23 protein-coding genes and 1 riboswitch are annotated in these 23,643 nt (G+C 46.8%); of the genes, 15 read left to right on the top strand and 8 right to left on the bottom strand.

What is annotated here, in order from left to right; genetic code table 11:
* Positions 1–16 precede the first annotated feature (16 nt).
* The 5 genes from G3255_RS16470 to G3255_RS16450 all read right to left on the bottom strand — a co-directional run bounded on the left by G3255_RS16470 (position 17) and on the right by G3255_RS16450 (position 5,643).
* Positions 17–1,414: a glycosyltransferase family 2 protein gene (locus tag G3255_RS16470; protein WP_211655462.1), complete on the bottom strand. Its 1,398-nt coding sequence runs from the start codon at positions 1,412–1,414 to the stop codon at positions 17–19.
* Complete coding sequence (locus tag G3255_RS16465; protein WP_211655461.1) at positions 1,414–2,466, bottom strand: HEAT repeat domain-containing protein; 1,053 nt, start codon at positions 2,464–2,466, stop codon at positions 1,414–1,416. Before G3255_RS16465 ends, G3255_RS16470 begins: the two co-directional genes overlap by 1 nt.
* On the bottom strand, positions 2,463–4,076 hold the full coding sequence (locus tag G3255_RS16460) for a GGDEF domain-containing response regulator (protein WP_211655460.1): 1,614 nt from the start codon (positions 4,074–4,076) through the stop codon (positions 2,463–2,465). Before G3255_RS16460 ends, G3255_RS16465 begins: the two co-directional genes overlap by 4 nt.
* 272 nt (positions 4,077–4,348) lie before the next feature.
* A complete protein-coding gene (locus tag G3255_RS16455) occupies positions 4,349–5,233 on the bottom strand; it encodes an amidase (RefSeq protein ID WP_249222150.1) in 885 nt (294 codons plus the stop codon).
* A gap of 44 nt (positions 5,234–5,277) precedes the next feature.
* A riboswitch (cyclic di-GMP riboswitch) is annotated at positions 5,278–5,369 on the bottom strand.
* 73 nt (positions 5,370–5,442) lie between these two features.
* Positions 5,443–5,643 carry a hypothetical protein gene (locus tag G3255_RS16450; RefSeq protein WP_211655459.1) on the bottom strand — a complete coding sequence of 67 codons (201 nt, stop codon included), beginning with the start codon at positions 5,641–5,643 and terminating at the stop codon, positions 5,443–5,445.
* Positions 5,644–6,175: 532 nt separating this feature from the next.
* Here G3255_RS16450 and G3255_RS16445 point away from each other — a divergent pair.
* From G3255_RS16445 to G3255_RS16430, 4 genes are all read left to right on the top strand, one after another.
* Positions 6,176–8,107 carry a fructose-1,6-bisphosphatase gene (locus G3255_RS16445; protein WP_211655987.1) on the top strand — a complete coding sequence of 644 codons (1,932 nt, stop codon included), beginning with the start codon at positions 6,176–6,178 and terminating at the stop codon, positions 8,105–8,107.
* Positions 8,108–8,647: 540 nt separating this feature from the next.
* On the top strand, positions 8,648–8,947 hold the full coding sequence (locus G3255_RS16440) for a TIGR04104 family putative zinc finger protein (protein WP_211655458.1): 300 nt from the start codon (positions 8,648–8,650) through the stop codon (positions 8,945–8,947).
* 147 nt (positions 8,948–9,094) lie between these two features.
* A complete protein-coding gene (locus G3255_RS16435; RefSeq protein ID WP_211655457.1) occupies positions 9,095–9,391 on the top strand; it encodes a hypothetical protein in 297 nt (98 codons plus the stop codon).
* A 39-nt stretch (positions 9,392–9,430) separates the two neighbouring features.
* Positions 9,431–9,703 (top strand): hypothetical protein, encoded by a 273-nt coding sequence (locus G3255_RS16430; protein WP_211655456.1) that lies wholly within the window; start codon positions 9,431–9,433, stop codon positions 9,701–9,703.
* A gap of 56 nt (positions 9,704–9,759) precedes the next feature.
* Here G3255_RS16430 and G3255_RS16425 read toward each other — a convergent pair whose 3' ends face one another.
* Entirely contained in the window at positions 9,760–10,653 is an 894-nt protein-coding gene (locus tag G3255_RS16425; protein ID WP_121299053.1) for an SDR family oxidoreductase, read from the bottom strand.
* Positions 10,654–10,855: 202 nt separating this feature from the next.
* On the opposite strand from G3255_RS16425, the gene G3255_RS16420 reads away from it, so the two are divergent.
* Together G3255_RS16420 and G3255_RS16415 are read left to right on the top strand one after the other, a co-directional pair.
* The gene (locus G3255_RS16420) at positions 10,856–11,341 is read left to right on the top strand and encodes a tetratricopeptide repeat protein (protein WP_211655455.1); all 486 of its coding nucleotides are present in this window, start codon (positions 10,856–10,858) and stop codon (positions 11,339–11,341) included.
* 18 nt (positions 11,342–11,359) lie between these two features.
* Positions 11,360–12,103 (top strand): MerR family transcriptional regulator, encoded by a 744-nt coding sequence (locus G3255_RS16415; protein WP_249222148.1) that lies wholly within the window; start codon positions 11,360–11,362, stop codon positions 12,101–12,103.
* On the opposite strand, the gene G3255_RS16410 is transcribed toward G3255_RS16415, so the two are convergent.
* Entirely contained in the window at positions 12,093–12,791 is a 699-nt protein-coding gene (locus G3255_RS16410) for a CPBP family intramembrane glutamic endopeptidase (RefSeq protein ID WP_211655454.1), read from the bottom strand. The genes G3255_RS16415 and G3255_RS16410 overlap by 11 nt on opposite strands.
* Positions 12,792–13,033: 242 nt before the next feature.
* Between G3255_RS16410 and G3255_RS16405 the strand changes: the two genes are divergently transcribed.
* From G3255_RS16405 to G3255_RS16360, 9 genes are all read left to right on the top strand, one after another.
* On the top strand, positions 13,034–13,885 hold the full coding sequence (locus G3255_RS16405; RefSeq protein WP_211655453.1) for a mechanosensitive ion channel family protein: 852 nt from the start codon (positions 13,034–13,036) through the stop codon (positions 13,883–13,885).
* A 772-nt stretch (positions 13,886–14,657) separates the two neighbouring features.
* A complete protein-coding gene (locus G3255_RS16395; protein WP_211655451.1) occupies positions 14,658–15,314 on the top strand; it encodes a potassium channel family protein in 657 nt (218 codons plus the stop codon).
* A 54-nt stretch (positions 15,315–15,368) separates the two neighbouring features.
* Positions 15,369–16,733: a TrkH family potassium uptake protein gene (locus tag G3255_RS16390; RefSeq protein WP_211655450.1), complete on the top strand. Its 1,365-nt coding sequence runs from the start codon at positions 15,369–15,371 to the stop codon at positions 16,731–16,733.
* Positions 16,734–16,864: 131 nt separating this feature from the next.
* Positions 16,865–17,422 carry a dihydrofolate reductase family protein gene (locus G3255_RS16385; RefSeq protein WP_211655449.1) on the top strand — a complete coding sequence of 186 codons (558 nt, stop codon included), beginning with the start codon at positions 16,865–16,867 and terminating at the stop codon, positions 17,420–17,422.
* A 123-nt stretch (positions 17,423–17,545) separates the two neighbouring features.
* Complete coding sequence (locus tag G3255_RS16380) at positions 17,546–18,403, top strand: AraC family transcriptional regulator (RefSeq protein ID WP_211655448.1); 858 nt, start codon at positions 17,546–17,548, stop codon at positions 18,401–18,403.
* A gap of 288 nt (positions 18,404–18,691) precedes the next feature.
* Positions 18,692–19,375, top strand: a complete 684-nt coding sequence (locus G3255_RS16375) for a response regulator transcription factor (RefSeq protein WP_283092926.1) — start codon at positions 18,692–18,694, stop codon at positions 19,373–19,375.
* A gap of 14 nt (positions 19,376–19,389) precedes the next feature.
* Positions 19,390–20,412: a sensor histidine kinase gene (locus G3255_RS16370; protein WP_249222147.1), complete on the top strand. Its 1,023-nt coding sequence runs from the start codon at positions 19,390–19,392 to the stop codon at positions 20,410–20,412.
* A gap of 101 nt (positions 20,413–20,513) precedes the next feature.
* Positions 20,514–21,320: an ABC transporter ATP-binding protein gene (locus tag G3255_RS16365; protein ID WP_211655447.1), complete on the top strand. Its 807-nt coding sequence runs from the start codon at positions 20,514–20,516 to the stop codon at positions 21,318–21,320.
* Positions 21,298–23,217: an FtsX-like permease family protein gene (locus G3255_RS16360; RefSeq protein ID WP_349291468.1), complete on the top strand. Its 1,920-nt coding sequence runs from the start codon at positions 21,298–21,300 to the stop codon at positions 23,215–23,217. Before G3255_RS16365 ends, G3255_RS16360 begins: the two co-directional genes overlap by 23 nt.
* Positions 23,218–23,360: 143 nt before the next feature.
* On the opposite strand, the gene G3255_RS16355 is transcribed toward G3255_RS16360, so the two are convergent.
* A complete protein-coding gene (locus tag G3255_RS16355) occupies positions 23,361–23,579 on the bottom strand; it encodes a hypothetical protein (protein ID WP_211655445.1) in 219 nt (72 codons plus the stop codon).
* Positions 23,580–23,643 lie beyond the last annotated feature (64 nt).

The raw sequence follows: 23,643 nt of genomic DNA, 5'->3' as shown, positions 1-23,643 counted from the left end.
AGTATCCTCCTTGCAATTAAGTCGAAATTCCTTTGCGTTTCATATCGCCCCAATGTGCTTTCTTTTGGAAAGTGGCGAAAATTCCTTTGACCCGCCACAATACCATAAGCGGGCGGTACCAAAAGGCCTCAGTCAATGCCCAAAAATACAGGCGCATCAAATGGGAAACTTTCGGATATTTGTGGAGCGTCAATTCTTCCAGCAACACGGCGAGTGCCGAAATGAGCGACCCGTAGAACACCGTCACCAAGAACATGACACCGGCGACTTGCGGATCGACCAGCGAGAAGAAAAAGCCGCCGAAAATGATGAAGTAGCCGATAAACTCAAATACAGCACCGAGCAATTCGACAAACAAGAAATAAGGCATGGAAAACAAACCGATCGAGCCATATTTCGGATTGAGCATCATTTTTCTGTGATTCCACAAAGTTTCAAGCAGCCCGCGCTGCCAGCGGATCCGCTGAGACCTGAGCACTTCCAGTGATTCAGGGGCTTCCGTCCAGCAGACGGGGTCTGGGATGTATTCGATGCGCTGCTTGGATTTTTCTTCTCGCAGCAAACGGTGCAGCCGCACGACCAATTCCATATCCTCGCCGACGGTGTTCTTATTGTAGCCCCCGGCTTGGATGACGCGCTCTTTATTGAAGACGCCAAATGCCCCGGAAACGATCAGCAAAATATTCAAATGGCTCAACGCCAGGCGGCCGATCAAGAAGGCGCGGAAATACTCGACGATCTGCATGAGGACGATCGGGTTTCTCGGCAAGCCGACAAGTTCTACTTTGCTTCTGGAGATGGTCGAGCCGTTGGCGATTCGGACAGATCCGCCGGTGACGATGATTTGGCCGTCGGATTCGATAATCGGTTTCATGCATTTTAACAAGCCGTCGTTTTCTAAGATGGAATCTCCATCAATCGCACAGAAGTACGGGAAAGAAGAGAGATTGACCCCGGCATTTAGCGCATCTGCCTTGCCGCCGTTCGCTTTTTTGATGAGGCGGATATAAGGGAAGATCGAGGATTGGTAAATGGCCTCGATTTCCGCGGTCTCGATGTGTGTGCGGACGGCGAAAGGGATTTTCTTCATCTTGAATTCTTCAATCATGCGCAGCGATGTGCTGTCTTTCGATCCGTCATCGATGACGATAATTTCTTTTTCAGGATATTCCAGCGCCAACAGCGAGCGCACCGTGCTGACAACGCCGACTTCTTCATTGTACGCAGGCACGAGGATCGACACCGGATAAGTCGATTGGTTTCTTAAAAAATCTTCTGTAGACTCTCGCTTATCGAGCTTGTTTTCTTTTTTGACTTTCCCGTATGCAAGTGCAAAGAGCCCGAGATAGCTCAGGCTTGAAAAAAGCATATAGGCAATGACGATATAAGATAAAATCAGCGCTACTTCCTGCATTATTGTTCACTTCCTAAAAGGGAGGTTTTCCATTGATTGGCCATGTCACGCGCATAGCGGTCGGGATGGCTTTCTGCGAAATGGGTCAGCACGATATCCCCTTCCGAAAACTGCGTCAAGGCTTCGGCTGATGAGTAGCGGACCCACCACACCGAATCCCCAAGCAACTCGCCTAGCGCTTCTTTATAGCGCGACAATTGCAGCTTTCCGGCAATCTGGGCGGCAAACATACGCTCAGGCCAAGCGGTTGACTCGAAAAACGGCGCCAGGGCGCTTGGGGAATTCATGTATTGCAGATGAAGGATCGCTTTCAATGCCTGAATGCGCATTTCCATTTCAGGGTGCTGCAATTCTTCTTCAACGCGGGGAAGAAACAGCGTCATGCCGGCCATGCCGATATAGGAAACGGCGGAATGCTTAAGCGTCTGGTTGCCAGTTTCGTTTTTCAACGCGGCATCCAGCGCATCCAGTTTTGTCAGTTCATCCAATCGTTTGAAAACATCGATATACAGACGGGCCGGAGCGTCAGGGTATTTCGCCAGCGCCTCGATAGCCATCGTCTCGTTTAAAGAAGCGAGCGTGCGGATCAATTGCTGTGTCTCTTGGTCGAGCCGGGAACTTTTCGCTAATTTTTCCTTTAGCTGTGGAACGAGCGATTCCATGCGGAAATCTTCGATGAAATACAAAGTGTTCATTCGCATTGCCCAGTTTCCTCGCTTGAGCAGCTTCATATAACGCGTGGAAAGGAATTCTTCCGACAAGCGTAAAACAGCGGGCGAATCAGCTCCTGCTTTAGTGACGGATACATAATGGTTTAATAGGCGTTCAAGCACGACCAAGTGATAAGGGGAGGCTTTCAGTTCCGCAATGAACCGTTCGTCTGAGGGATCCATCATATGAGAGCTGAATGAATCAGTTAAGGCATTGTATTGGCTGTTGATTGCAGCTTCCCGTTTATTCGATTGCTGCTTGCGCCAAGCTAAGATCAACAAGAGAAGCAACTGGCCGAGGAACAGGGAGGCGATGAGGATCCAGAAATGCGATAAGTTCACTGGAACATCCTCTTCGTCAGCCGCTGGACGCGGGCCACGACTTCCTGTGCGTAAAACGGTTTGACGATGTAATCATCGGCTCCGCTCTTTAAGGCCAAGACGATATCGGATTCGTTGTTCCGGGAAGTGAGCATGGACACGACGATATTGTCATGAGGATATTGCGAGCGCACATGGCTCAGCACTTCCAGCCCGTCCATTTTTGGCATGACGCCGTCCAGCAAGATCATGTAATTTTCATCCGGACGATACCAATCGGAATCGACGAGGGCAAGGCCGTCTGGATATTCTTCGATTTGGATATCGAAATCCTCAGCCTTCCAATTGGAAAATTGCTTAGCGACCAGTTTTCGCACGAGTGAGTCATCGTCGACAATGACGATATTCAGTTTGCGCCTCAAGTCATGTTCTTCGGCTTCATACACCATCGTCTGGTTGCGGCCGTTTCGTTTAGCTTGATACAGCGCTTGGTCAGCTTGATTGACGATGGTTTCCTGCTTGAGCCGGTATTCGCTGACTCCGGCTGAGAAGGTCAAGCGAATTGGCGTATTGGAATGGGCAGCAAATTCCGTTGTGGCCAGCGCCTCATGTAGGCGGTCAATCCATACAGCAGCTTCCTCCGGCTTAGTTTCCGGTAAGATCAAAGCAAATTGCTCTCCGCCATAGCGGAAGAACGAGTCGGGCTCTCGCTTTAAGTTCAGCACAAATTGGCTGAATGAACGCAAAACTTCGTCTCCGGTTGAATGTCCGTAGTCGTCATTGATTTTTTTGAAATGATCCAAATCAAGCAAGGCAAGTGTAAATGGCTTGCCGGTTCTTTCAGCGAGATTAGTCATTTGCAGCAAAACCTCATCAAAAGCTTGGCGATTGCCGGCTCCGGTCAATTCATCAATTCGCGTGCCTTGCAAGACGATTTCCTGGCCGCGCAGGCGATTGGCTAAATAGGGAAGAAAATACGCCATGTTCAAGGGCTTGGCTAAAAAATCAGTGGCGCCAATTTCCATTGCACGGATTTGGTTATCGATCTGGTCATCTTCACTCATGAGGGCGACGGGCAGGTGGCGGCTTCTGCCGGCTTCGGCGATTCTTTCGGCCAGGCTGAACCCGTCGGCGTCCGGCAACTTCGCATCCAATAACACCATCTGCGGATGCAATGTGTAAAATAATTCGGTGCCTTTTTGGCCATCCAGTGCGATGACAACAGGAATGCCTTTAGGTTCTAGGGTCTCCTTGAGCTTCGCGGCAAAGTCAGCATCAGGATCGATGACCAATACGAGGGCTTCTTCATTCGAAGCTTTGCTTTCAGGCATCTCCAACTCCGGCTCTTCTGGGCTTGTGGCCTCTTCAGCTGAAAAATAATGTCGGAACGAAGACATGAATCCCGTCAGCGAATCGACCGTCAGCAACTCGGTGCTGTGTTCTGAGAAAGCATCCAGCTCGGTTGCGCAAAAATCGGACAGCTCCATCATGCCGATCGTCCCAGCGGTGCCTTTCATGGTATGCAAAAATCGGTAGACTTCACGCTCTTGGATTTCACCTTGAGCAGCCCATTTCGAAAAATCCCTTTCCATTCGACTGGCAAGTAAAGCTTTATAATCTGTTTGGGCCAAGTTCTTTCACCATCCTTCGAAGAATGTCCCGAAATTGATGTGGGACGATATGTAGGTTTTAGACTGGCAAATGATATTCCGTAATATGCCAATAGAATAGTTAAATAGATAATATTTTCCACTTATAGAATAACATCAATCAGCTTCCAGGTAAGTAATTTACTCTCAGAAACATGGCTATCCAAGGACATTGTTCAGTCACGCTGTTTCTGCAGCAGGCCGATGAAAAATAAAAAGACACTTCCAAAGATCAGGAGAAGTGTCCGTTCTTTTCAAGGCTTGAGCGTCATCCAGCTGCCAACATGGTGGATGGCGTTTCCTTCATAGGAAGAGTGTCCGGAGTAATGAGCCGCCACTTCAGCAAGCTGAACATTCATGAACGCTTCGCCTTCTTCGGCGAAGGTGATGATGCTGCCTTCATCGGTAACCCCTGTTTCCACTCCCACTACTACATTCTTGCCATACTTTTCGGCCATGGCGATTTCATTTTTGACGATTTCGATGATCATCGGGGCTGAATCCCGGTAAGCCATCAGTGTGACTCCGTCCGTATTTGCAATGACCCACTCAGCCAATAATCCGCTGCCGAAGGTATTTTTGTAAGGAATCTCGTCGAACCAAAAAGGCATGTCGGCTTCAAGCGGCAAGTTCAGGTGAGCTGAGCTGACAATGGCTCTTTGCAGAAGCGATTGATAGGACTTCACTGTAGCAGCGCGATTCGAATTCCAGCCGCTGTACAAATAAGGCTCCACATCCAAGTGGATACCATCAAAACTCGCTTGCTCCGTCGACCCGCTTTGGTAATTACCCAGCCAGTTCATCAACATGTTCTGGTTTGTATAACCTTTTGGCGCAACCCAAGAAGGCGCCCCGTCGAGTGCGAATACAGCTATGCCGCGTGCGTGCGCTTGCGCGACAAAGCTGCGGTACGTATCTTTAGGAATGTCACGGTCGATTTGAACATAGACTTTATTGACGTTTTTGTTTTCGAGAAAAGTGAGTACTGCCCCTTCATCTTCTACGAACATCCATGGGTTCCATAGCCAAGTGGCACGGGTATCAGGCGCATCGCCGCTTGCCTGTACATTTTCTGCATGGCTGAACGCTGTCAGCATGAGAGACATTGCGAACATCAACATCGCCGCTTTCTTCAACATATTCTTTTCCTCCATTCTGTTAGCCGAGGCCCACAAAACGGGTGCCTGGCAACCTGACGACCGTGCACTGCGTAAGCAGTGGGTAGGCTCATGGCTTTGCGTCCTTCCTTTTCAGGTAAGTTTGCCTTTTTCAGTTTTTTTCTTATTATAATTCCAGTATGTTGCATTAAAATAGTAACTATATACCTATTAAAGCTTTTACGTAACACTTATTGAGAAGTTTGAAACAAAAACAAAGCCGCAATCGCCAAAACAGCTAGCAAGGGAAGCGTAATCATCAAAATGCCTTTTCGTGTTTGCTGCGGATCGTTGCCGTGTTGCTCGTGAAAATATTGAGCCCATTTGCTGACCAGCAGGTGAGTCATAATGATAAATCCTAAAAGTCCCACTGAAATAAAAAGCTGTGTCACGTCCTATCCTATCCTTTCTTGATTTCGCGATCTTTAAAAAGAAGATTGTATGAGAAAGAGCGCGGACAAACCGAACAATGCCGCAAGGGACATAAAAAGGATGCCCCCAGCAATCCGCCTCTTCCTGGCATCGTCGGCATATTTTTCTTGAATATAGGCGGCCCATTTCCAAACTAGAATATGAGTTATCACGATAAAACCGAGAATGAGCAAGCTGATAAGAGATTGTGTCATAACAAGTCCTTTCCATTAAATGTTGATTCCTGTTATTCCTCCTTACCCGTAAATGGCTCAATCACGCTAGACTCTCAGGAATGAAAAATTTATGGTTCAAAAATTTGAGGATCGAACATCAATGGCCTTTACATTTTCTTTCACCTTTCAATTAATACTAGAGCCTTCGCGGAAACTGCTATAGACTGGAAATATAGAGAAATTCCTTCCGCAAGCCTGTTTGATGACTACGCTTTTCAGGAATTTGCTTTCAATTGAATTCGATTAAGACATATTACTTGAAGGAGGGTGCCGTATGATCAGTTCAAAATACTTGGATCTACTAGCAGAAAAATACGATAGCGAAGAAAAAGTGGCGACAGAGATCATCAACCTGGAAGCCATCTTGAATTTGCCGAAAGGGACGGAGCATTTCGTCAGCGACCTCCACGGCGAATACCAGGCATTCCAGCACGTGTTGCGCAACGGCTCCGGCAACGTCAAAGTGAAAATCAGGGATTTGTTCGAGGGGGAGATGGGAGAAGAAGAGCTCAATGAATTCGCGACGCTCGTCTATTACCCGGAAGAGAAATTGAGCCTGATCAAAAGCCAGTTCAGCAGCAAGCAAGAGCTGAAGGAATGGTATATCGAAACGATTGAGCGGCTGCTCAAGTTGGTAGCTTACGCTTCATCCAAATACACACGCTCCAAATTACGCAAAGCCTTGCCGAAGCAGTTCGTCTACATTATTGAAGAGCTTCTATACAAAACGGACGAGTTCACCAACAAGAAAGAATATTACGCGAAAATGCTCGAGCAGATTATTTCACTCGGACAAGTGGATAAGCTGATTGTCAGTCTCGCCTATACGATGCAGCGGCTGACTGTCGACCATCTGCACGTTGTCGGCGATATTTACGACCGGGGCCCGGATCCGCATAAGATTATGGACACGCTTATTGATTACCATTCCGTCGATATCCAATGGGGCAACCACGATGTCCTGTGGATCGGCGCCTACTCCGGCTCCAAAGTCTGCCTCGCGAATATTATCCGCATCTGTGCACGCTATAACAACCTGGACATCATCGAGGATGTGTATGGTATCAATTTACGCCCCCTGTTGAATTTGGCGGAGAAATATTATGAGGACAATCCGGCCTTCCATCCGAAGCGCATCTCAGGTGAACAATTAACAGAGCAGGAACAGCTGCAGATCACCAAAATCCACCAGGCGATTTCGATCATCCAGTTCAAGCTCGAAAGCCCAATCATCAAACGGCGTTCCTGCTTCGCCATGGAAGATCGCCTGCTCTTAGAGAAAGTCGATTACGATAAAAACGAAGCGACGATCCACGGCAAAACTTATCCGCTTGAGAACACATGCTTTGCCACAATCGACCCGGAACAACCCGACCGCTTGCTCGACGAAGAGCAGCAAGTGATCGACAAATTGCTGTTCTCCATCCAGCATTCCGAAAAACTATCGCGGCACATGAATTTCCTCATGAAAAAAGGCCGGCTGTATCTCCAATACAACGGCAATTTGCTGATCCATGGCTGCATCCCGCTCGAGGAGAACGGCGATATGAAGCAAATGAAAATTGAAGGCGAAAGCTACGCCGGACGGGAACTGCTCGATGTGTTCGAAGAATATACCCGCTACGCATTCGCGCATCCGGAAGAGACCGATGATTTCGCGACTGACATGGTGTGGTACCAATGGACAGGCGAGAATTCCTCGCTGTTTGGAAAGCGTGAAATGACGACGTTCGAACGCTATTTCATCAAAGACAAAGAAACGCATAAAGAACGGAAAAACCCGTATTATCATTTGCGTGAAGACGAAGACATGTGCCGCAAAATGCTCGCGGAATTCGATTTGAATCCCGACCACGGCCGCATCATCAATGGGCATACACCGGTCAAGGAACGGGACGGGGAAGACCCGATCAAAGCGAACGGTAAAATGATCGTCATCGATGGCGGGTTTTCGAAAGCCTATCAATCGACAACCGGAATCGCCGGTTATACGCTGCTGTACAATTCCTACGGCATGCAGCTTGTCGCCCACCAACGCTTTAATTCCAAGGAAGAGGTATTGCAAAACGGGACCGACGTCTTGTCGATCAAACGATTGGTCGACGAAGAACTCGAGCGCAAAAAGGTGCGGGAGACGAATATTGGGGAAGATCTCCTGCAGGAAATCGCTAATTTGAACAGTTTGAGAAAGCATCGCTATATGAATTAAGAGCTTCGAGAGTAAGAACTGGCATCCAGTTCTTGCTTTCAGGCTGTCGAGAAAGGTAAGAAATCGTATTTTCCGAAGCTTATCGCTCGCTTTCCGTGGGCTCGCGCCCAAGCCTCCTCAGCCGCTTTGCGCCTTGCGGGGTCTCGGTCGTCTCGCTATTCCACAGGAAAGATAAGGTCGACCTACGGAAGAACTTATCTTTGCGAAAGTAATGCGCAGCATTATTGAGCAGACGGGGTTACGAGCGAACACTTCTCCAAATACTTAAAGAAATCGTTGATTGTTGAATGTAGAAAAAATGATTCCATTCTAATTCGTAACGAATTAATAGACTTCTTCAACACTCTGAGAGCAAGAACTGGCATCCAGTTCTTGCTCTTTTTTTAGTGAAGATAGATTCGGGAGAGCTCTTAACTTAAAGAGCGAAATCCAGTTAATTGGTATTTATGTCGTGGGAATTTTTGGTTATCTCTGTTAGTCTAATAAGGACAAGGTCTTAAAGAGTGTGAATTAAATAAAAAACTCATTGGGGGGGAGTCCATGCCGATTTGTCAAAACTGCCATCAACAATGGGGCTGGAAGCAGACGGTCAAAAAGATGTTTACATTGGATACGGGAATGATTTGCCCGTACTGCGGAAAAAAGCAATTTCTTACTACGCCGTCGAAAAAAAGAGCCGGCCTTTTAAATTTTCTAACGCCACTGGTTATGCTCTTCGGGGTTTTATTTGATCTTTCGTTGGCTACTATATTAATTCTATTGGCCGCCAGTTTCTTTGTGATTATTGCTAGTTATCCAGTTTTAGTCGAATTGACTGATGAAGAAGAGCCGCTTTGGTAGAGTAAACCCGAAAAAGGAAGTGTTCATATTTTCTATCCATTCAGTTTTTACATAGCCATTATAGTCGCCATCATTTACTGCTTTGTCTTGTGGATGCTGCGAAACTTAGGGAAATTCAGAATTCCTTTGTTTATCTACGGGCTTTTGGTGCAACTATCATTTCTTGCGTTCTTTTTGGGAATGAGCCGTTATTTCAGGACCAGCGACAGTGTAAACCGGGATTATTTCGACGTCTTTGGGAACGGCCTCGCCATTTTCTATCTGTTGATGGTCGTTCCATTCGTTTTTGCGCTATGGGTGCAGGTCTATAAAGGCGTATGGCGGCTAGACATCGGCAAAGTTTCCAAAATCATCATGCTAGTGTTATTTGTCCTGATGACTTTGGTAGTCGCATTCTTCGGTTTCTATGCACATATCCTGTTCTACTACGGATTTGCACCTTGATGGCAGGCCGCGGGCTTTCTTGAAAAAGGAGGAGACGAGATGTTCAGTAAATATTCAATTGGGCTTATCGTATTGGGGAGCATGCTGTTTATGCTTAATCGGTTGATATCCGGGTATTCCGAGCCGCTTGCACTTATCGGTTTTCTGTTGCTGTTTGCAGCGGCAGGCGCCGTGTTCATTGCTGTATTGAAAAGAGAGCCGGGCCAATTGAAGGTTTGGTCGCTCTCAGTTTTCTTCGTCATCCTTTTTGTCATCACATGGGCAGAACCCTTCGAGATTTTGCGCCTGATGACATGGTTGAAAAATATTTAATGAAAAAAGCGTGGGGCACCGATTCAATCGGTGCCCCACGCTTTTTGAATATCAACTTATGCGGTCGTCATGCCGCCAGTGATGCTGTAGATCTGTCCTGTAACATAGCTGGATTCGATGGAAGCCAGGAAGACATAGACAGAGGCGAGTTCTGCCGGTTGGCCTGCGCGGCCGATTGGCGTTTCCGGTGTACCTTTGCCGAATTCCGGAATGTTTTCCTGCGGCTGTCCACCGGAAATTTGAAGCGCTGTCCAGATTGGGCCTGGCGCGACTGAGTTGACGCGAATGCCTTTGTCCGCCAATTGTTTGGATAAGGATTTCGTGAAGCCGATGATCGCGAATTTCGTTGCTGAATAATCCAGCAGCATCGGGCTTGGGTCAAAGCCTTCAACTGAGCTCGTCGTGATGATCGACGCGCCTTCCGGAAGGTATGGAAGCGCCGCTTTCACTGTCCAGTACATGGAATAGACATTGACTTGGAATGTTTTTTCAAGCTGCTCTGTCGGAAGGTCGGCAATGTCTTTGACGGCTTGCTGTTTGCCGGCGACGAGTGCCAAAATATCCAATCCGCCAAGTTCAGTGTTCGCTTTTTCAACCATTTCTTTGTTGAACGCTTCGTTGCTCAAGTCGCCGGGAATCAAGACGGCTTTGCGGCCTTCTGCTTCGATCAATTGTTTCACTTCATCCGCATCTGATTGCTCCGCAGGTAAGTAGTTGATCGCTACGTCTGCGCCTTCTCTTGCGTAAGCGATAGCTGCAGCACGCCCGATTCCGGAATCACCGCCGGTAACTAAAGCTTTGCGGCCCTCGAGCTTGCCAGAGCCTTTATACGTCTTCTCGCCGCAGTCCGGCACAGGAGTCATTTGGTTTTGTACGCCAGGTGCTTCCTGGTATTGCTTCGGAAAATCTTCCGTCGTATATTGTGTTCTAGGATTTTGGATATTCGCCATTTCAATCTCTCCTCAGGTTGGTAATAGTTGGTTTCTCCCTTTATCTACCACCTGAAACAAGAGTGAAACCTTTATGGAAAATGTAAGCGTTCCATCAAAAAGTTTTTGAAAACGGATTGATGCCAGCATGCGGCGAAAAGTTACTTTCAACTTATTTCCAAATGGTAAACTGGACATATGAGGATCTAAGGAGGATGGAAACATGAAGACAGTCTTGAAGGAAGCTATCGAGCTAAGAGCGGCTGGTAAACAAGAGGAATCAAATCAATTGCTGACTGTACTGGCACAGCAATTCCCCGAACACCCACAAATCAATTACCAGTGCGCTTGGAGCTTTGATTTGCTTGGAGAAGAAGAAAAGGCGGTTCCCTATTACGAAAAAGCTATCCAACTCGGGCTTGAAAAAGAGGATTTAGAAGGCGCATTACTGGGGCTAGGCAGCACTTACCGGACCTTAGGCGAATACGAAAAATCGAGAAGCACTTTTGCAAAAGGAATAGAACTTTTTCCATCCAATCAGGCATTGAAAGTCTTTTTGGCAATGACTTTGTATAATTTAGCAGAACATCAGCAAGCAATGGATATATTGCTCAAGTGTTTAGCGGAAACTTCTGCTGACAAAAACATTTCAGCTTATAAGAAGGCAATTGGATTCTATGCGGATAAATTGGATGAAACATGGAACTAAATTAAAGGGAGTGGCGATTTGGCATATCGTATGGAGAAAGAATACTTAACGACTGGAGAATTATCTAAGCGATTGAATGTATCTGTCCGGACCATACGCTATTACGATCAAATTGGATTGGTTGAGCCTTCGAGAAAAGAGGCGGGTGGAAAGCGCTGCTATTCAGTAGAAGATATTTTGAAGCTGCAAAAGATTCTGCTGCTCAAGTCGCTGAATTTATCGCTGGAAGACAGCCGCAGTATTTTGGCAGAGCAATCGATCGATTCGATTTTAGCTGTCCATAAATCTTTATTGATGAATGAAATCGACCAGCTTCAACATTCCTTAAAGCACACGCAGTCTTTACTCAACCTGTTGGAATTGGAAGAGACAATTCATTGGGAAGACCTTATTTCCCTGGTTGCTAAGCCGCAGAATGAAAAAATATGGAGCCATTATTTTTCATCACAACAACAAGAAGTTTTGAACAAGGGTTTGCCCAAACTTGAAAGCGGCGACTTGGCGACCAAAAAGTGGATCAATATCATCAAAAGAATTGAAATATGCTTAGATAAAGGAACTTCTCCCTCTTCAAAAGAGGGGCAATTGATTTTAGCTGACGTTGATATTTTATCGGCAGAAACTTTCGGCAATGATCCCCAATTGGCAGAAGCTTTTTGGGAAGCCAGGAAATCGGCGCAAGTTTCCGAAGATCTCGGGCTGTACGCCATTAATCCAGCCATAATTGAATTCCTCGAATGGGCGGCCAAGGCTAAGCGGTAGCGGTGAGGATTACAGCAATGCCATTGAAAAGTCCGTGCATCAAGATACATGGAAGGACAGAACCTGTTTTTTGGTAGATCCATGCAAAAATAAGGCCAGAAACAAAGTTCACGGGAAGAGTATTGAATGTTGGAATATGCACTAAAGTAAATATGGAAGCACTTAGCAGCATGCCTACTCCTATGCCATAACGGCTGCTGAAAAAGCGGTACAGAAAGCCGCGGTAGAAAATTTCCTCGTAAATGGGCGAAATGACAGCGGCGGAGATAAGTCCGATGAAGAAATTCAAGCGTGTCAATTGTGATTGCAGGCTGTCGGTTTTGCTGTTGTCGGTTCCAACGCCAAACTCTGCCATGATAATTACCAAAACGATGCTCACAACGATTAATACAATTGACCATATCATGATCGGCTTCCAGTGCCCGGGTGAGAAAGTGTGGACACCAACCGTTTTCCAAGACTGTCCATTTGGCTTGAGTACGATGAAATAAAGAGAGGCCATAAAAATAATGGACATAACCAAACCGGTCAGTGTACCCGCATGCAATTCATTGCCGAAAAAGTTCACGAGGTAATGGTATAAGCTGTATTCAACAAAAATTGGAACAGCTATCAATACTATGGCCAATAAGTATATTAGTTCTTTCCAACTCCACATTCCCTTGCTTCCAAAGAAAGCTGTCGTCATTTTTATCACTCCTGTTTGATTAGCTATTTCAAACATAGATGGTGACGCAAGGTAACCTGCAAGCTTTTTAGTGAAAAACTTTTGAAAAAGGCGTGAGGTGATGGTTCTGAGCTACAATAATATAGCCCAGAAATGAAATGAGACCCTGATATATGTTATAAAGAGACAGGTAAAAACATAGAAGCTGCGTCGTTTGGAGTTTATTCAATGCAGCGCAAGAAGAACGTGAAAGGAATGATTGTTTGTTTGATTTTATTGATATTGACTGGGGAAATTTATTAGTTAAAGCGGGGGTTATTGCCGCTCAAGTCATCGGGATTTTAATCGCATTTTTGATTGTTCGGGCTATTGGTAAAAAGTTGATCAACCGTTCATTTGACCGCTTGACGAAAAAAGGCGACGTGACCAATGGACGCGCATTGACGCTTCGCGCGTTGTCTGAAAATGTCTTCTCGTATGTTTTGATTTTTATTTTGGTCGCGACTTTGTTCGGCTTGTTTGGGCTTTCTGTCGCCAGCCTCATCGCCGGCGCGGGGATTGTCGGCCTTGCAATCGGTTTCGGCGCACAGGGGCTTGTCAGCGACGTGGTCACCGGTTTCTTCCTATTGTTGGAGAAGCAGATTGACGTTAACGATTATGTAACGGTTGGCGCCATTGATGGCGTAGTTGAATCAGTCGGGTTGCGGACGACCCAGATCCGCAGCTTTGACGGGACTTTGAATTTTATTCCAAACCGTGATATTACAACCGTCAGCAATCATTCGCGCGGGAATATGCGTGCCCTCGTGGATATTGGTGTATCGTATGACGAAAACATCGACGAAGCAATGGCTGTGCTGAAGACAGTATGCGAAGAAGTTGGAAAAGACAATGCTGCCATCGTTGAAGGACCGGATGTCATCGGCGTTCAGGCGTTTGGCGCATCAGATGTCACCCTGCGCATCATTGCCAAGGCGAAAAGCGGAGAGCAATGGGGCGTGGAACGCGAGTTGCGCAAATCCATCAAGGAAGCACTGGATGCTCACAATATCGAAATTCCGTTTCCGCATCAAGTCACGATTCACAAAGGTTTGGAGAATCCTGTCCAGCCATAAACGAATAATGGAGAGCAAAGGATCGGCACTGATGAATGGTGCCGATCCTTTTTGTTATGGAAGCGCAATTAATTATCCTAATATTATAATGAATATAGGGTTTTATTTCTCTTTTTATGGGTATTTTGAATAAGAAGAGAGAGGTGCTAAATGACTACGGATGGACAATTGTTGGAAAGACTGAAGTTTAGAGACAAAGCCGCCTTGGAATTGATATATGATGAATACTATTTGTTACTTTGGAAAGTCTGTTACCGTAAATTCAACGACCAAGCGGAATGCGAGCGCGTCCTAACAGAAGTTTTCCATCAGTTGTGGAAATGTCCGCAGCAGTTTAGTGGAAATAAGCGATTGATGTTTTATTTGATTGAATGTACAAACAGTAAAATAATGTGTAAGAAACCATGTCGGTTGCAGAGCGAAAAGACATGCAGCTGAATAGCGATTGAAATCGAATTTACATAAAAAGGCACCATGATTAGTTTGCCTGACACTTTTGCGTAGATAATATATTAACCATCGATAGAAGACACCATTCCCATTATTTTGAGTAGGGAAAATGGTGTCTTTTTCTTGCGGGTTAATTGTGGATCTGAACGAGATAACTTCCTATTGTTAATATTGACAATACTACTCAACAGATGTAGATTTTAGTCAATTGACCATAACGATTAAGAGGCTTTAAAGAGCTGAAATCGATAGTGAGCAGCATCATCAGCAGCACAACAAGCTTGAACATAATTTTTATGGATTATAGAAATGAGGACATAACTTGAAAAAGCAATTTATTGTAATCGGCCTTGGGAGGTTTGGCAGCAGCATCTGCAAAGAGCTGTTTAAGCTGGGCCATGATGTCATGGCAATCGATTCATCGCCGGAACGCGTAGACTTGATGAGAAATTTTTCTTCCCATGCGGCCGTAGCAAATGCGACAGATGAAGCAAGCTTGAGGGAACTTGGGGTGCGGAACTTTGAACATGCGGTCGTGGCAATCGGCGAGAACATGCAGACGAGCGTGTTGTGCACCTTGATGCTTAAGGAAATCGGTGTTCCGCTCGTATGGGTCAAAGCGAAAGACCTGCAGCACCAGATGATCCTTGAAAAGGTGGGGGCGGACCGCGTCATCCAGCCGGAAAAAGAGATGGGCATCCGCATCGCCCATCACATGGATTCGGAAAAAGTTGTGGATTATATCGATTTATCGGAAGACTATAGCATCGTGGAATTGGTAGCTTCGGAGAAACTGATGGACCAAAGTTTGCTGGAGCTGGATATCCGGGCGCGATACCAATGCACGATCCTCGCGATCAAGCGAGGGGACGAAGTGAACGTCGCGCCGATGCCGGATGACTTAATAAAATTGAATGACATTCTTGTGGTAATGGGACATCGAGAAGACCTGAAGCGATTTGAAGAAAAAGGAATTTAGCCGTTCAGAGCTTTTGGTCACTGTACAGAATGATCGAAGAATGGAGTACCAACAGTGAAGTTTTTAAATTTATTTTCAAAGTGGACACATTTGTCTGCTATTCAATTAATCGTATTGTATTATGCTCTAGCGGTTGCCTTTTCATTAGTGTTATTGAGTTTTCCTTTTTTTCATGATGAAGGAGTGGAATTGACCTTTATCGATTTATTGTTCACAACAGTCAGTGCCATTAGTGTAACAGGACTAGGCGTGGTATCAACTCCGGATACGTTCAATACAGCAGGCATCATAGCTTTAACATTTGTCCTGCAATTCGGCGGAATTGGAATCATGACCTTGGGAACATTTATCTGGGTCATTTTTCGAAAGCGCATTGGCTTGCGTGAGCGGCAATTGATTCAAATCGATCAAAATCAATTGTCCATGTCGGGACTGGTGAAATTATTACTTAAGATTCTTAGAACTATCCTCTTTATTGAGTTAATCGGGACCATCATCCTGAGCATTTATTTCCTGAATTATTTTGATACATGGCAAGAAGCGTTGTTGCAGGGCTATTTTGGTGCAATTAGTGCAACGACCAATGCAGGATTTGACATCACGGGCACTTCGCTTGTTCAGTTTTCCAATGATTATTTTGTCCAGACCGTAAATATGTCTTTATTGATCCTAGGTGCCATCGGGTTTCCAGTGTTGATTGAATTACAGGATTTTTTGAAAGGCGATCATACAAGGGGCAAGCGCAGCAATAGCTTCTCGCTTTTTACAAAGCTGACTGTAACAACCTTTTTTGCATTGATTGCAGTAGGGGCTATAGCGATGCTGTTGTTGGAACAAAGCAATTTCCTGGCAGATAAATCCTGGCATGAGCAAATCTTCTATAGTCTTTTCCAATCGGTAACTACTCGAAATGGCGGGTTGGCAACAATGGATGTCAGCGAGCTTTCCGACCCGACATTAATCTTGTTCTGCGCATTGATGTTTATCGGGGCTTCACCAAGCAGTGTGGGCGGGGGAATCCGGACCACTACTTTTGCGATCATGCTATTGGCAATTTATAATTTTGCCAAAGGCCGTAGTGGAGTGAAGGTATTCGGCAGAGAACTGGATAACGATGATATCATTCGCTCCTTTATCGTTATCACTACAGCAGCAATGCTTTGTACAGCTGCCGTGATTGCGTTGACTTATATCGAACCGTTTCCCATTCTGCCCATTGTTTTTGAAGTATCCTCAGCATTTGGGACGACAGGGCTGTCGATGGGGATCACTGCCGATCTCAGCACGGCGGGTAAAGGCATCATTATCTTTTTGATGTTCGTCGGCCGTATCGGTATTTTCTCCTTTTTATTCCTCATCAGAGGCAAAGTAATCCGGGAAGCTTTTCATTATCCAAAAGAACGCGTCATTATCGGATGATATCAATTTCGAAAGAGAAAGACTTCAATTGAAGTTTTTCTCTTTTTTTCGTGAAGAAGGAGAATGCAGCGATAGGAGGAATTAGTAACAACGATAGCCAAAGAATTCCTAAAAGAATAGGAGGAAGCAATATGGCAAAAGTCTGTTTTGGAATGATCACTTCACTCGATGGGTTCATCAGCGAGCGGAATGGAAAACTCGACAAGCTTTACAAAAGTTTCAAGCCCAATGATGAAATCAACGAAGTGATGGCGAATACAGGAGCGGTCGTGATGGGCCGGCGAACTTACGACATGACGGACGACCCGGACGCCTATGCCGACGATTATGAATTCCAAGTGCCTATTTTTGTCCTGACGCACCATCCACCGGCCAAGCACCCGAAAGAAAATGACAACTTGACCATTACGTTCGTGACCGATGGCATCGAGTCTGCAGTCCAGAAAGCAAAAGCAGCCGCAGGGGAGCGGGATGTCGTCATACTCGGTGCCGATATCGGCCAGCAAGCATTGCGTGCAGAGCTGGTGGACGAATTGCAAATTGCCATCGCCCCGCTGCTGCTCGGGACAGGAACCCGCATGTTCGAACACCTGGAAGATCTGGAGATTCACTTGGAAAAAATCCGGACGATTGAGACGGATGAGCAAATGGAGGTTTATTACAAAGTAAACAGGCAGGGGACTGATTGAATAATTTTTAAAGCCTTGCATCAAGTAATTGGAGGCTAGAAGACAAAAGCTGTCCAAACAGCGCACAAAATGACAGGAAACCGAACCGTAGCCCGGTTATTATTCAAGTAAGGAGTTGAAAGCATGGCTTTGGCGCAGTCTTTGCAAAAAGCGATCGACTATATGGAGGCGAATTTGCTGAATGAGCTATCCATCGAAGCAATCGCAAAACAGGCAAATGTCTCTCCGTTCCATTTTCAACGCATGTTCTTGATCATGACCGATATCTCCGTCGGGGAATATCTGCGTCGCCGCCGTCTGACATTAGCCGCTCAACAATTGCTCAACACCGATCATAAAATCATCGATATCGCATATCGCTACGGTTATGAATCACCCGAAGCATTCACAAAAGCATTCCGTAAACAGCACGGGCTCAGTCCGAGTGAGGCGCGAAAAGGGAGGGGAGCATTGCAATCGCATAACCGTTTAATGATTCAAGTGAATTTGAAAGGAGCCAAGCCAATGAACTATCAAATCGTTGAAAGAGATGCGTTTCAAGTCGTTGGAATCAAACGGGAATGTCCGTGTGGCGAAACCGGTGAAGTGAACGGAGTTGCCGAATTTTGGATGGAGGTCAATGCTAATGGAACATCTAGCGAATTGGCGGAGCTAATGAACGGTGAAATCAAAGGTTTGCTCGGAATCACCGATAACTATAACGAAGAGAAGAATACGGTCGATTATTGGATTGCAGTAGAGCATGCCGGTAAAGTGCCGGCTGATTTCCGTGAATTCACGGTGCCGAAATCCAAATGGGCTATTTTTGAAGTGCGAGGGTCCGCCCCGATCGCAATGCCCGAAGCGTGGAACCAAATATACACAGAATGGATCCCCTCCAACGGCTATGAAGTAGCTGATATCCCAGCTATTGAAGCTTACACAGATCCCGATTCGTATAAAGACGATTCATCCAACCAAATTTGGCTGGCGGTGAAATAGCCTAGCGGATTCGCTTATGCATGAATACAGAATTTAAAAAATAACGTATGGTGAGTGTTGGGGTAAGAGCTTCTTGACCAGTAGTTCTCCAATAGAGCCACATAGAAAAGACAGGGAATGAAGTTCATTTCCGGTCTTTTTTTATGAATAGAATAAGAGGTTTAGCAGAAAATAAGATAATGCTCCTTTTCGCCATAGTAAGCAGACCGTATTTGGGTTCTCATTTCCTGTCCATTCGAATTTCCATTAGAATGGAGGAAACAGTCGGAACGAAAGGAAGTGCGCGAAATGGACATGAAGATTTTCATCGTGGAAGACGATCAGGCGATTTTTCAATCCTTGAAGGAAAGCTTAGGCAAATGGGGGATGCAGGTGGTCGGCCCTGATTCTTTCGACGATGTCCTGGGCAATTTTATGACGGAGAAGCCGCAATTGGTCATCATGGACATCCAACTGCCGGTGTATGACGGCTTTCATTGGTGCCGTGAAATCCGGGCGATTTCGAAAGTGCCGATCATTTTCTTGTCTTCACGCGACCACCCGATGGACATGGTCATGGCGATGCAGATGGGCGCAGATGATTATGTCCAAAAGCCGTTTCACTCCGATGTGTTATTGGCAAAAATCCAAGCGACCTTGAGACGGGTGTATTCGTACGGCGAAGAAACTTCAGACGTATTGGAATGGAACGGGGCCATGATCGATCTGAAGCGCGGCATTATCCGGCTCGATGGCAAGGAAGCTGAGCTGACGAAAAATGAGTTTTTCATTTTGACGGTGCTCGTCGAAGCGAAAGATGAAATCGTCTCCCGCGACGAGATCATCCGTAAACTATGGGACGATGAGCGGTTCGTCAACGACAACACCTTGACCGTCAACGTCACGCGGCTGCGCCAAAAACTAGCGGATTTGGGGCTTGGCGATGCCATTTTGACGAAAAAAGGCTTGGGCTACGTCGCGGTCACTTTATAGAAAAGAGGGATTCGATGTTTTGGGCTTATGTGAACGATATGAAAAGCTGGATCTTCTTCTTTCTGGCGGCTTTGGGGGCAGCGGATGCACTGCTTTGGCTCGATGCAGGCCTTGACGTGGAACTTTCATCGCTGCTGTATATGAATGCGTTGTTGCTCATTGCACTGGCGGTGTTTATCATCTGGCGCTACAGAGGAGAAACGGCTTATAGCCGGCAACTGGTGCGTCTGGAAGGCGAAGCGGCAGCCGATTGGCATGAACTGTTGCCGGAAGCGAAGTTCAAACGCGATGAACAGATGAACGAAGTGCTGCAGGCAGCTGCCGCATCGATGGCCGCCCAATTAAATGAATTGCGCCAGCAGAACCTCATTCAAGGAGATTACACAGCGGCGTGGGTCCACGAAGCAAAAGCGCCGCTGACGGCGATCCGCCTGTTGATCGACTCGAACCGCTCAGCTCCCGGCATGCAGCGAATCGAAGCGGAGTGGCTGCGGCTGTTCTTGCTGGTCGACCAACAATTATACATATCGCGGCTGTCTTCTCTAGAGGCCGATTACGCAGTGGATTATGTGGCACTCAAGGACATAGTAGTTCCTGAGGTCCGTGAATTGATGGCTTGGTGCAGGGAAAAAGATTTGGAAATTGAATTGGACGGGTTGGACATCACCGTCATGAGCGATAAGAAATGGGGCCGCTTCATCCTGCGCCAAATTTTATCGAACGCCGTGAAGTATAGCCCAGAAGGCGGCACGCTCCATATTTCTGCGCGCACAGACAGCACGGGCCATAATATCCTATCGGTTCAAGACGAGGGGGCGGGGATACCGGAACACGACTTGCCGCGTATTTTCGACAAAGGCTTTACGGGCGGGACAGGCCGTCTTCATAATGCAGCGACAGGGCTCGGGTTGTATTTGGCGAAAACGGTGTCGGATAAAATCGGCATCACGCTCTCAGCAGATTCTCGGACGGGGCACGGGACCACGATGGAAATAGCCTTCCCTCTGGAAAACGATTTCGACCATATCCGTAAGTGACATCATCGTCACATTAGCCTCCCGGTTTGTCACACAAATCAAACGACCCGGCCATTGTCGCGCAGTAAGATAAGGGGAGAAGTTTACAGGGAGGCCATAACATGACGACAGAAAATAAAACAATCACACCAAAAACAAGCAAGCAAACCGTTTTGCAAGCTCATAATGTCCGGAAATCCTTCGGTGCGCGCGGCAATGTCCAGCAAGTGCTGAAAGGGATCGATCTGCGCGTGGCGGAAGGGGAATTCGTCGGCATCATGGGCGCCTCGGGAGCAGGCAAGACGACCTTGCTCAACGTTCTCGCCACCATCGACCGGGCCACTGAAGGCACCATCTTGATCGACGGCGCCGATATTTCTAAGATGAAAGATGCCGAACTATCCGCTTTTCGCAGAAACCAGCTGGGCTTCATTTTCCAGGATTATAATTTGCTCGATACATTGACGGTAAAAGAAAACATTTTGCTTCCGGTATCGCTCGGAAAGATGAAAAAACAAGCGGCAGAGGAACAGTTCCAGTCGATTGCGAAAATCCTCGATATTGAAACACTCGCAGATAAATACCCGCATGAAATTTCAGGCGGGCAAAAGCAGCGCACCTCGGCAGCCCGCGCGCTCATCAACCAGCCATCTCTCGTATTTGCCGACGAACCGACAGGCGCGCTCGATTCGAAATCCGCCTCGTCACTCCTCGGGACGATGGCGGACGTCAACAAGCAGCAAGGCGTGACCATCATGATGGTGACACATGACCCCCTCGCGTCGAGTTATTGCAGCCGCGTCGTTTTTCTCAAAGACGGCGATGTCTATTCGGAGCTGTACAAGGGAGACAAAACGAGACAAGCCTTTTTCCAGGAAATCCTGAATGTGCAGGCTGTGCTCGGGGGTGACAGCGTTGACGCTCTTTGATCTCGTCAAACGCAGCATGCGTAAAAACATCAAGCATTATTACCTGTACTTTTTCGCGTTGATCCTCAGTGTCGTGCTGTATTTCGTGTTCGCGACTTTGCAGTATGATGCGGCAGTTGCTGAACAAGGCACAGGAACGATGGGCACCGCATTCCAGGTAGCGGGAATTTTGCTGATCGTGATCGCCGGCATTTTCATCGTCTATGCCAATGCCATTTTCCTGAAAAGAAGAAGCCGGGAAATCGGCTTGTATCAATTGATCGGGCTGACCAAGCGTGCCGTCGCCAGGCTATTGATCCTCGAGAATATGCTGCTTGGCATCATGGCGCTGATTGTCGGGATTGCAGTCGGCATGCTCGTGTCCCGAGTCTTTTTACTGCTGCTCATGAAGCTGATCGGCTACGAAGCGTTTATTGAAGTGTCGTTTTCTACAGCCGCGGTCACACAAACCTTCTTTGTCTTCCTCGCTATTTTCGTGTTGACGACCATTCAGATGGTGTTTACGGTGTACCGCAATTCTTTGCTGTCTTTATTCAATTCCGAAAAGCAAGGTCAGCACCCCCGAAAGCCGAAGACCGCCGTTTCCGCTGTATTGGCATTGCTTGGCATAGGGCTCATCGGATTTGGTTATTGGCTGTCGGGACGCATGTTAAATGCGATGATTTTCTTTAATATGCTGGCGGTATTGGCTACTGTCATCCTCGGTACTTATTTAATATTCCGAGTGACGATCAGTTGGCTGCTGTACCGCATCCGCCGCAGTAAAAACGGCCACCTCGGACTGGAAAACAGCTTGTCGTTGGCGCCGCTCATGCACCGCATGAAAAGCAATGCCAATTCACTGACCATCATCACCGTGCTGTCGGCGATGACTTTGACGATGATCGCCTCAGCCTATTCCATGTATTATTCGACAGAGCGGGAAACACAGGCCATCATGCCATTTGATTTCATGTTTGAAAATGAAGCCGGGCTGGCGGATGACATCAGCCAGGAATTGGACGACAACGGAATTTCCTATCAACGCGAGGCGGTGGAAACTTTTGTCGTACCGGCTGAATTCGAAGAAAAGCCAGCCCCGTTTTTGGAACAGGCAACAGACATCGCTTTGCTCAGCAGCGAGCAGTTGCAGCAGGCTGGGGTCGATGTCAGCGCGCCGGAAAACGGCGAAGCGAGCTTCCATGACGTATCGGTCTCGACGCTTTTCAATTCGGTGGATTTGCCGTTCGACCTCACCTTCCAAGACGAAGTGCCAACCACTTTGTCCGTTACGGAAATCGCCCAATACAATGTGCTCAATTGGTCATTCTTCACAAGCCAAATTGTGGTGAACGAAGAAACCTACCAATCGATGAAAGAGCAGCTGGTTGGTGAGACAGGCGAGACGGCCCTTCAGCGAATGGACGGATTCCATGTCGCGGAAGAGGACATGGCCGCAGCATCCGCCATTTACCAGCAGGACAAGTACAAAGTTTCGGAACCGCATGTCGACTATTACTCGTCTTATGAAGGATCTGTCCAATCGAACGGCTTGCTCATATTCATCGCCGGATTTTTAGGGCTGGTGTTCCTCATTTCGACCGGCAGCATCCTATACTTCAAGCAAATGACCGAAGCCGAACAGGAAAAACAAAGCTACGCGACATTGCGTCAACTCGGTTTTACCGTCAAAGACATCATGCGCGGCATCGTCCGCAAGCAAGCCTTTGTTTTCGGGCTGCCGCTGGCGATCGGCTTGGCGCATTCCATCTTTGCGATTCAAGCAGCATCGTTCCTGTTCCGGACCGATATCCTGTTCCCGGCGTCGGTGGCGATGGGCGTCTATGCATTGATTTATCTAGTATTTGCCGTACTGGCAGTTGGTTATTACAGAAAGACTGTAGAAGCGGCTCTATAAGAAAATGTTTGTTAACAAAAAATCATTAGTACCCATTAAGCAAAACAGTCGGCCACTCTAATTTTTAGAGAGTGGCCGACTTTTTGTTTTCGATTAAGGAAGCATAAACTTGATGTGGCTTGAGGTTTTTAAGGCAATTATCGTTATTTTCCGTTTTCCGTAATATTGCGGATGGTTTTCATATTGAATAGCCAAATGACACTGGAGATCAGATAGTAAATGGCAATGACTGAAAGGTTATCCATCAAGTTTGTGGAGACTGGTTTGGCACGGATAAAATGTCCCCATAACAAACCGACTGCCAATAAAATCCCGGGCGTCATGACATGCACTGTCAGATACATCAACTTATCGAGCTGCATCATTGTCACCTTCTTTGCAAAGAAAAATATGGTTAGGCGAAGCTTTTCACTCATTTTCTATGAA

This window comes from Planococcus sp. MSAK28401, assembly GCF_018283455.1.
Taxonomy (GTDB): domain Bacteria; phylum Bacillota; class Bacilli; order Bacillales_A; family Planococcaceae; genus Planococcus; species Planococcus alpniumensis.
Note: the sequence above shows the minus strand (reverse complement) of the source record. Positions and strands in the feature narration are given on the sequence as shown.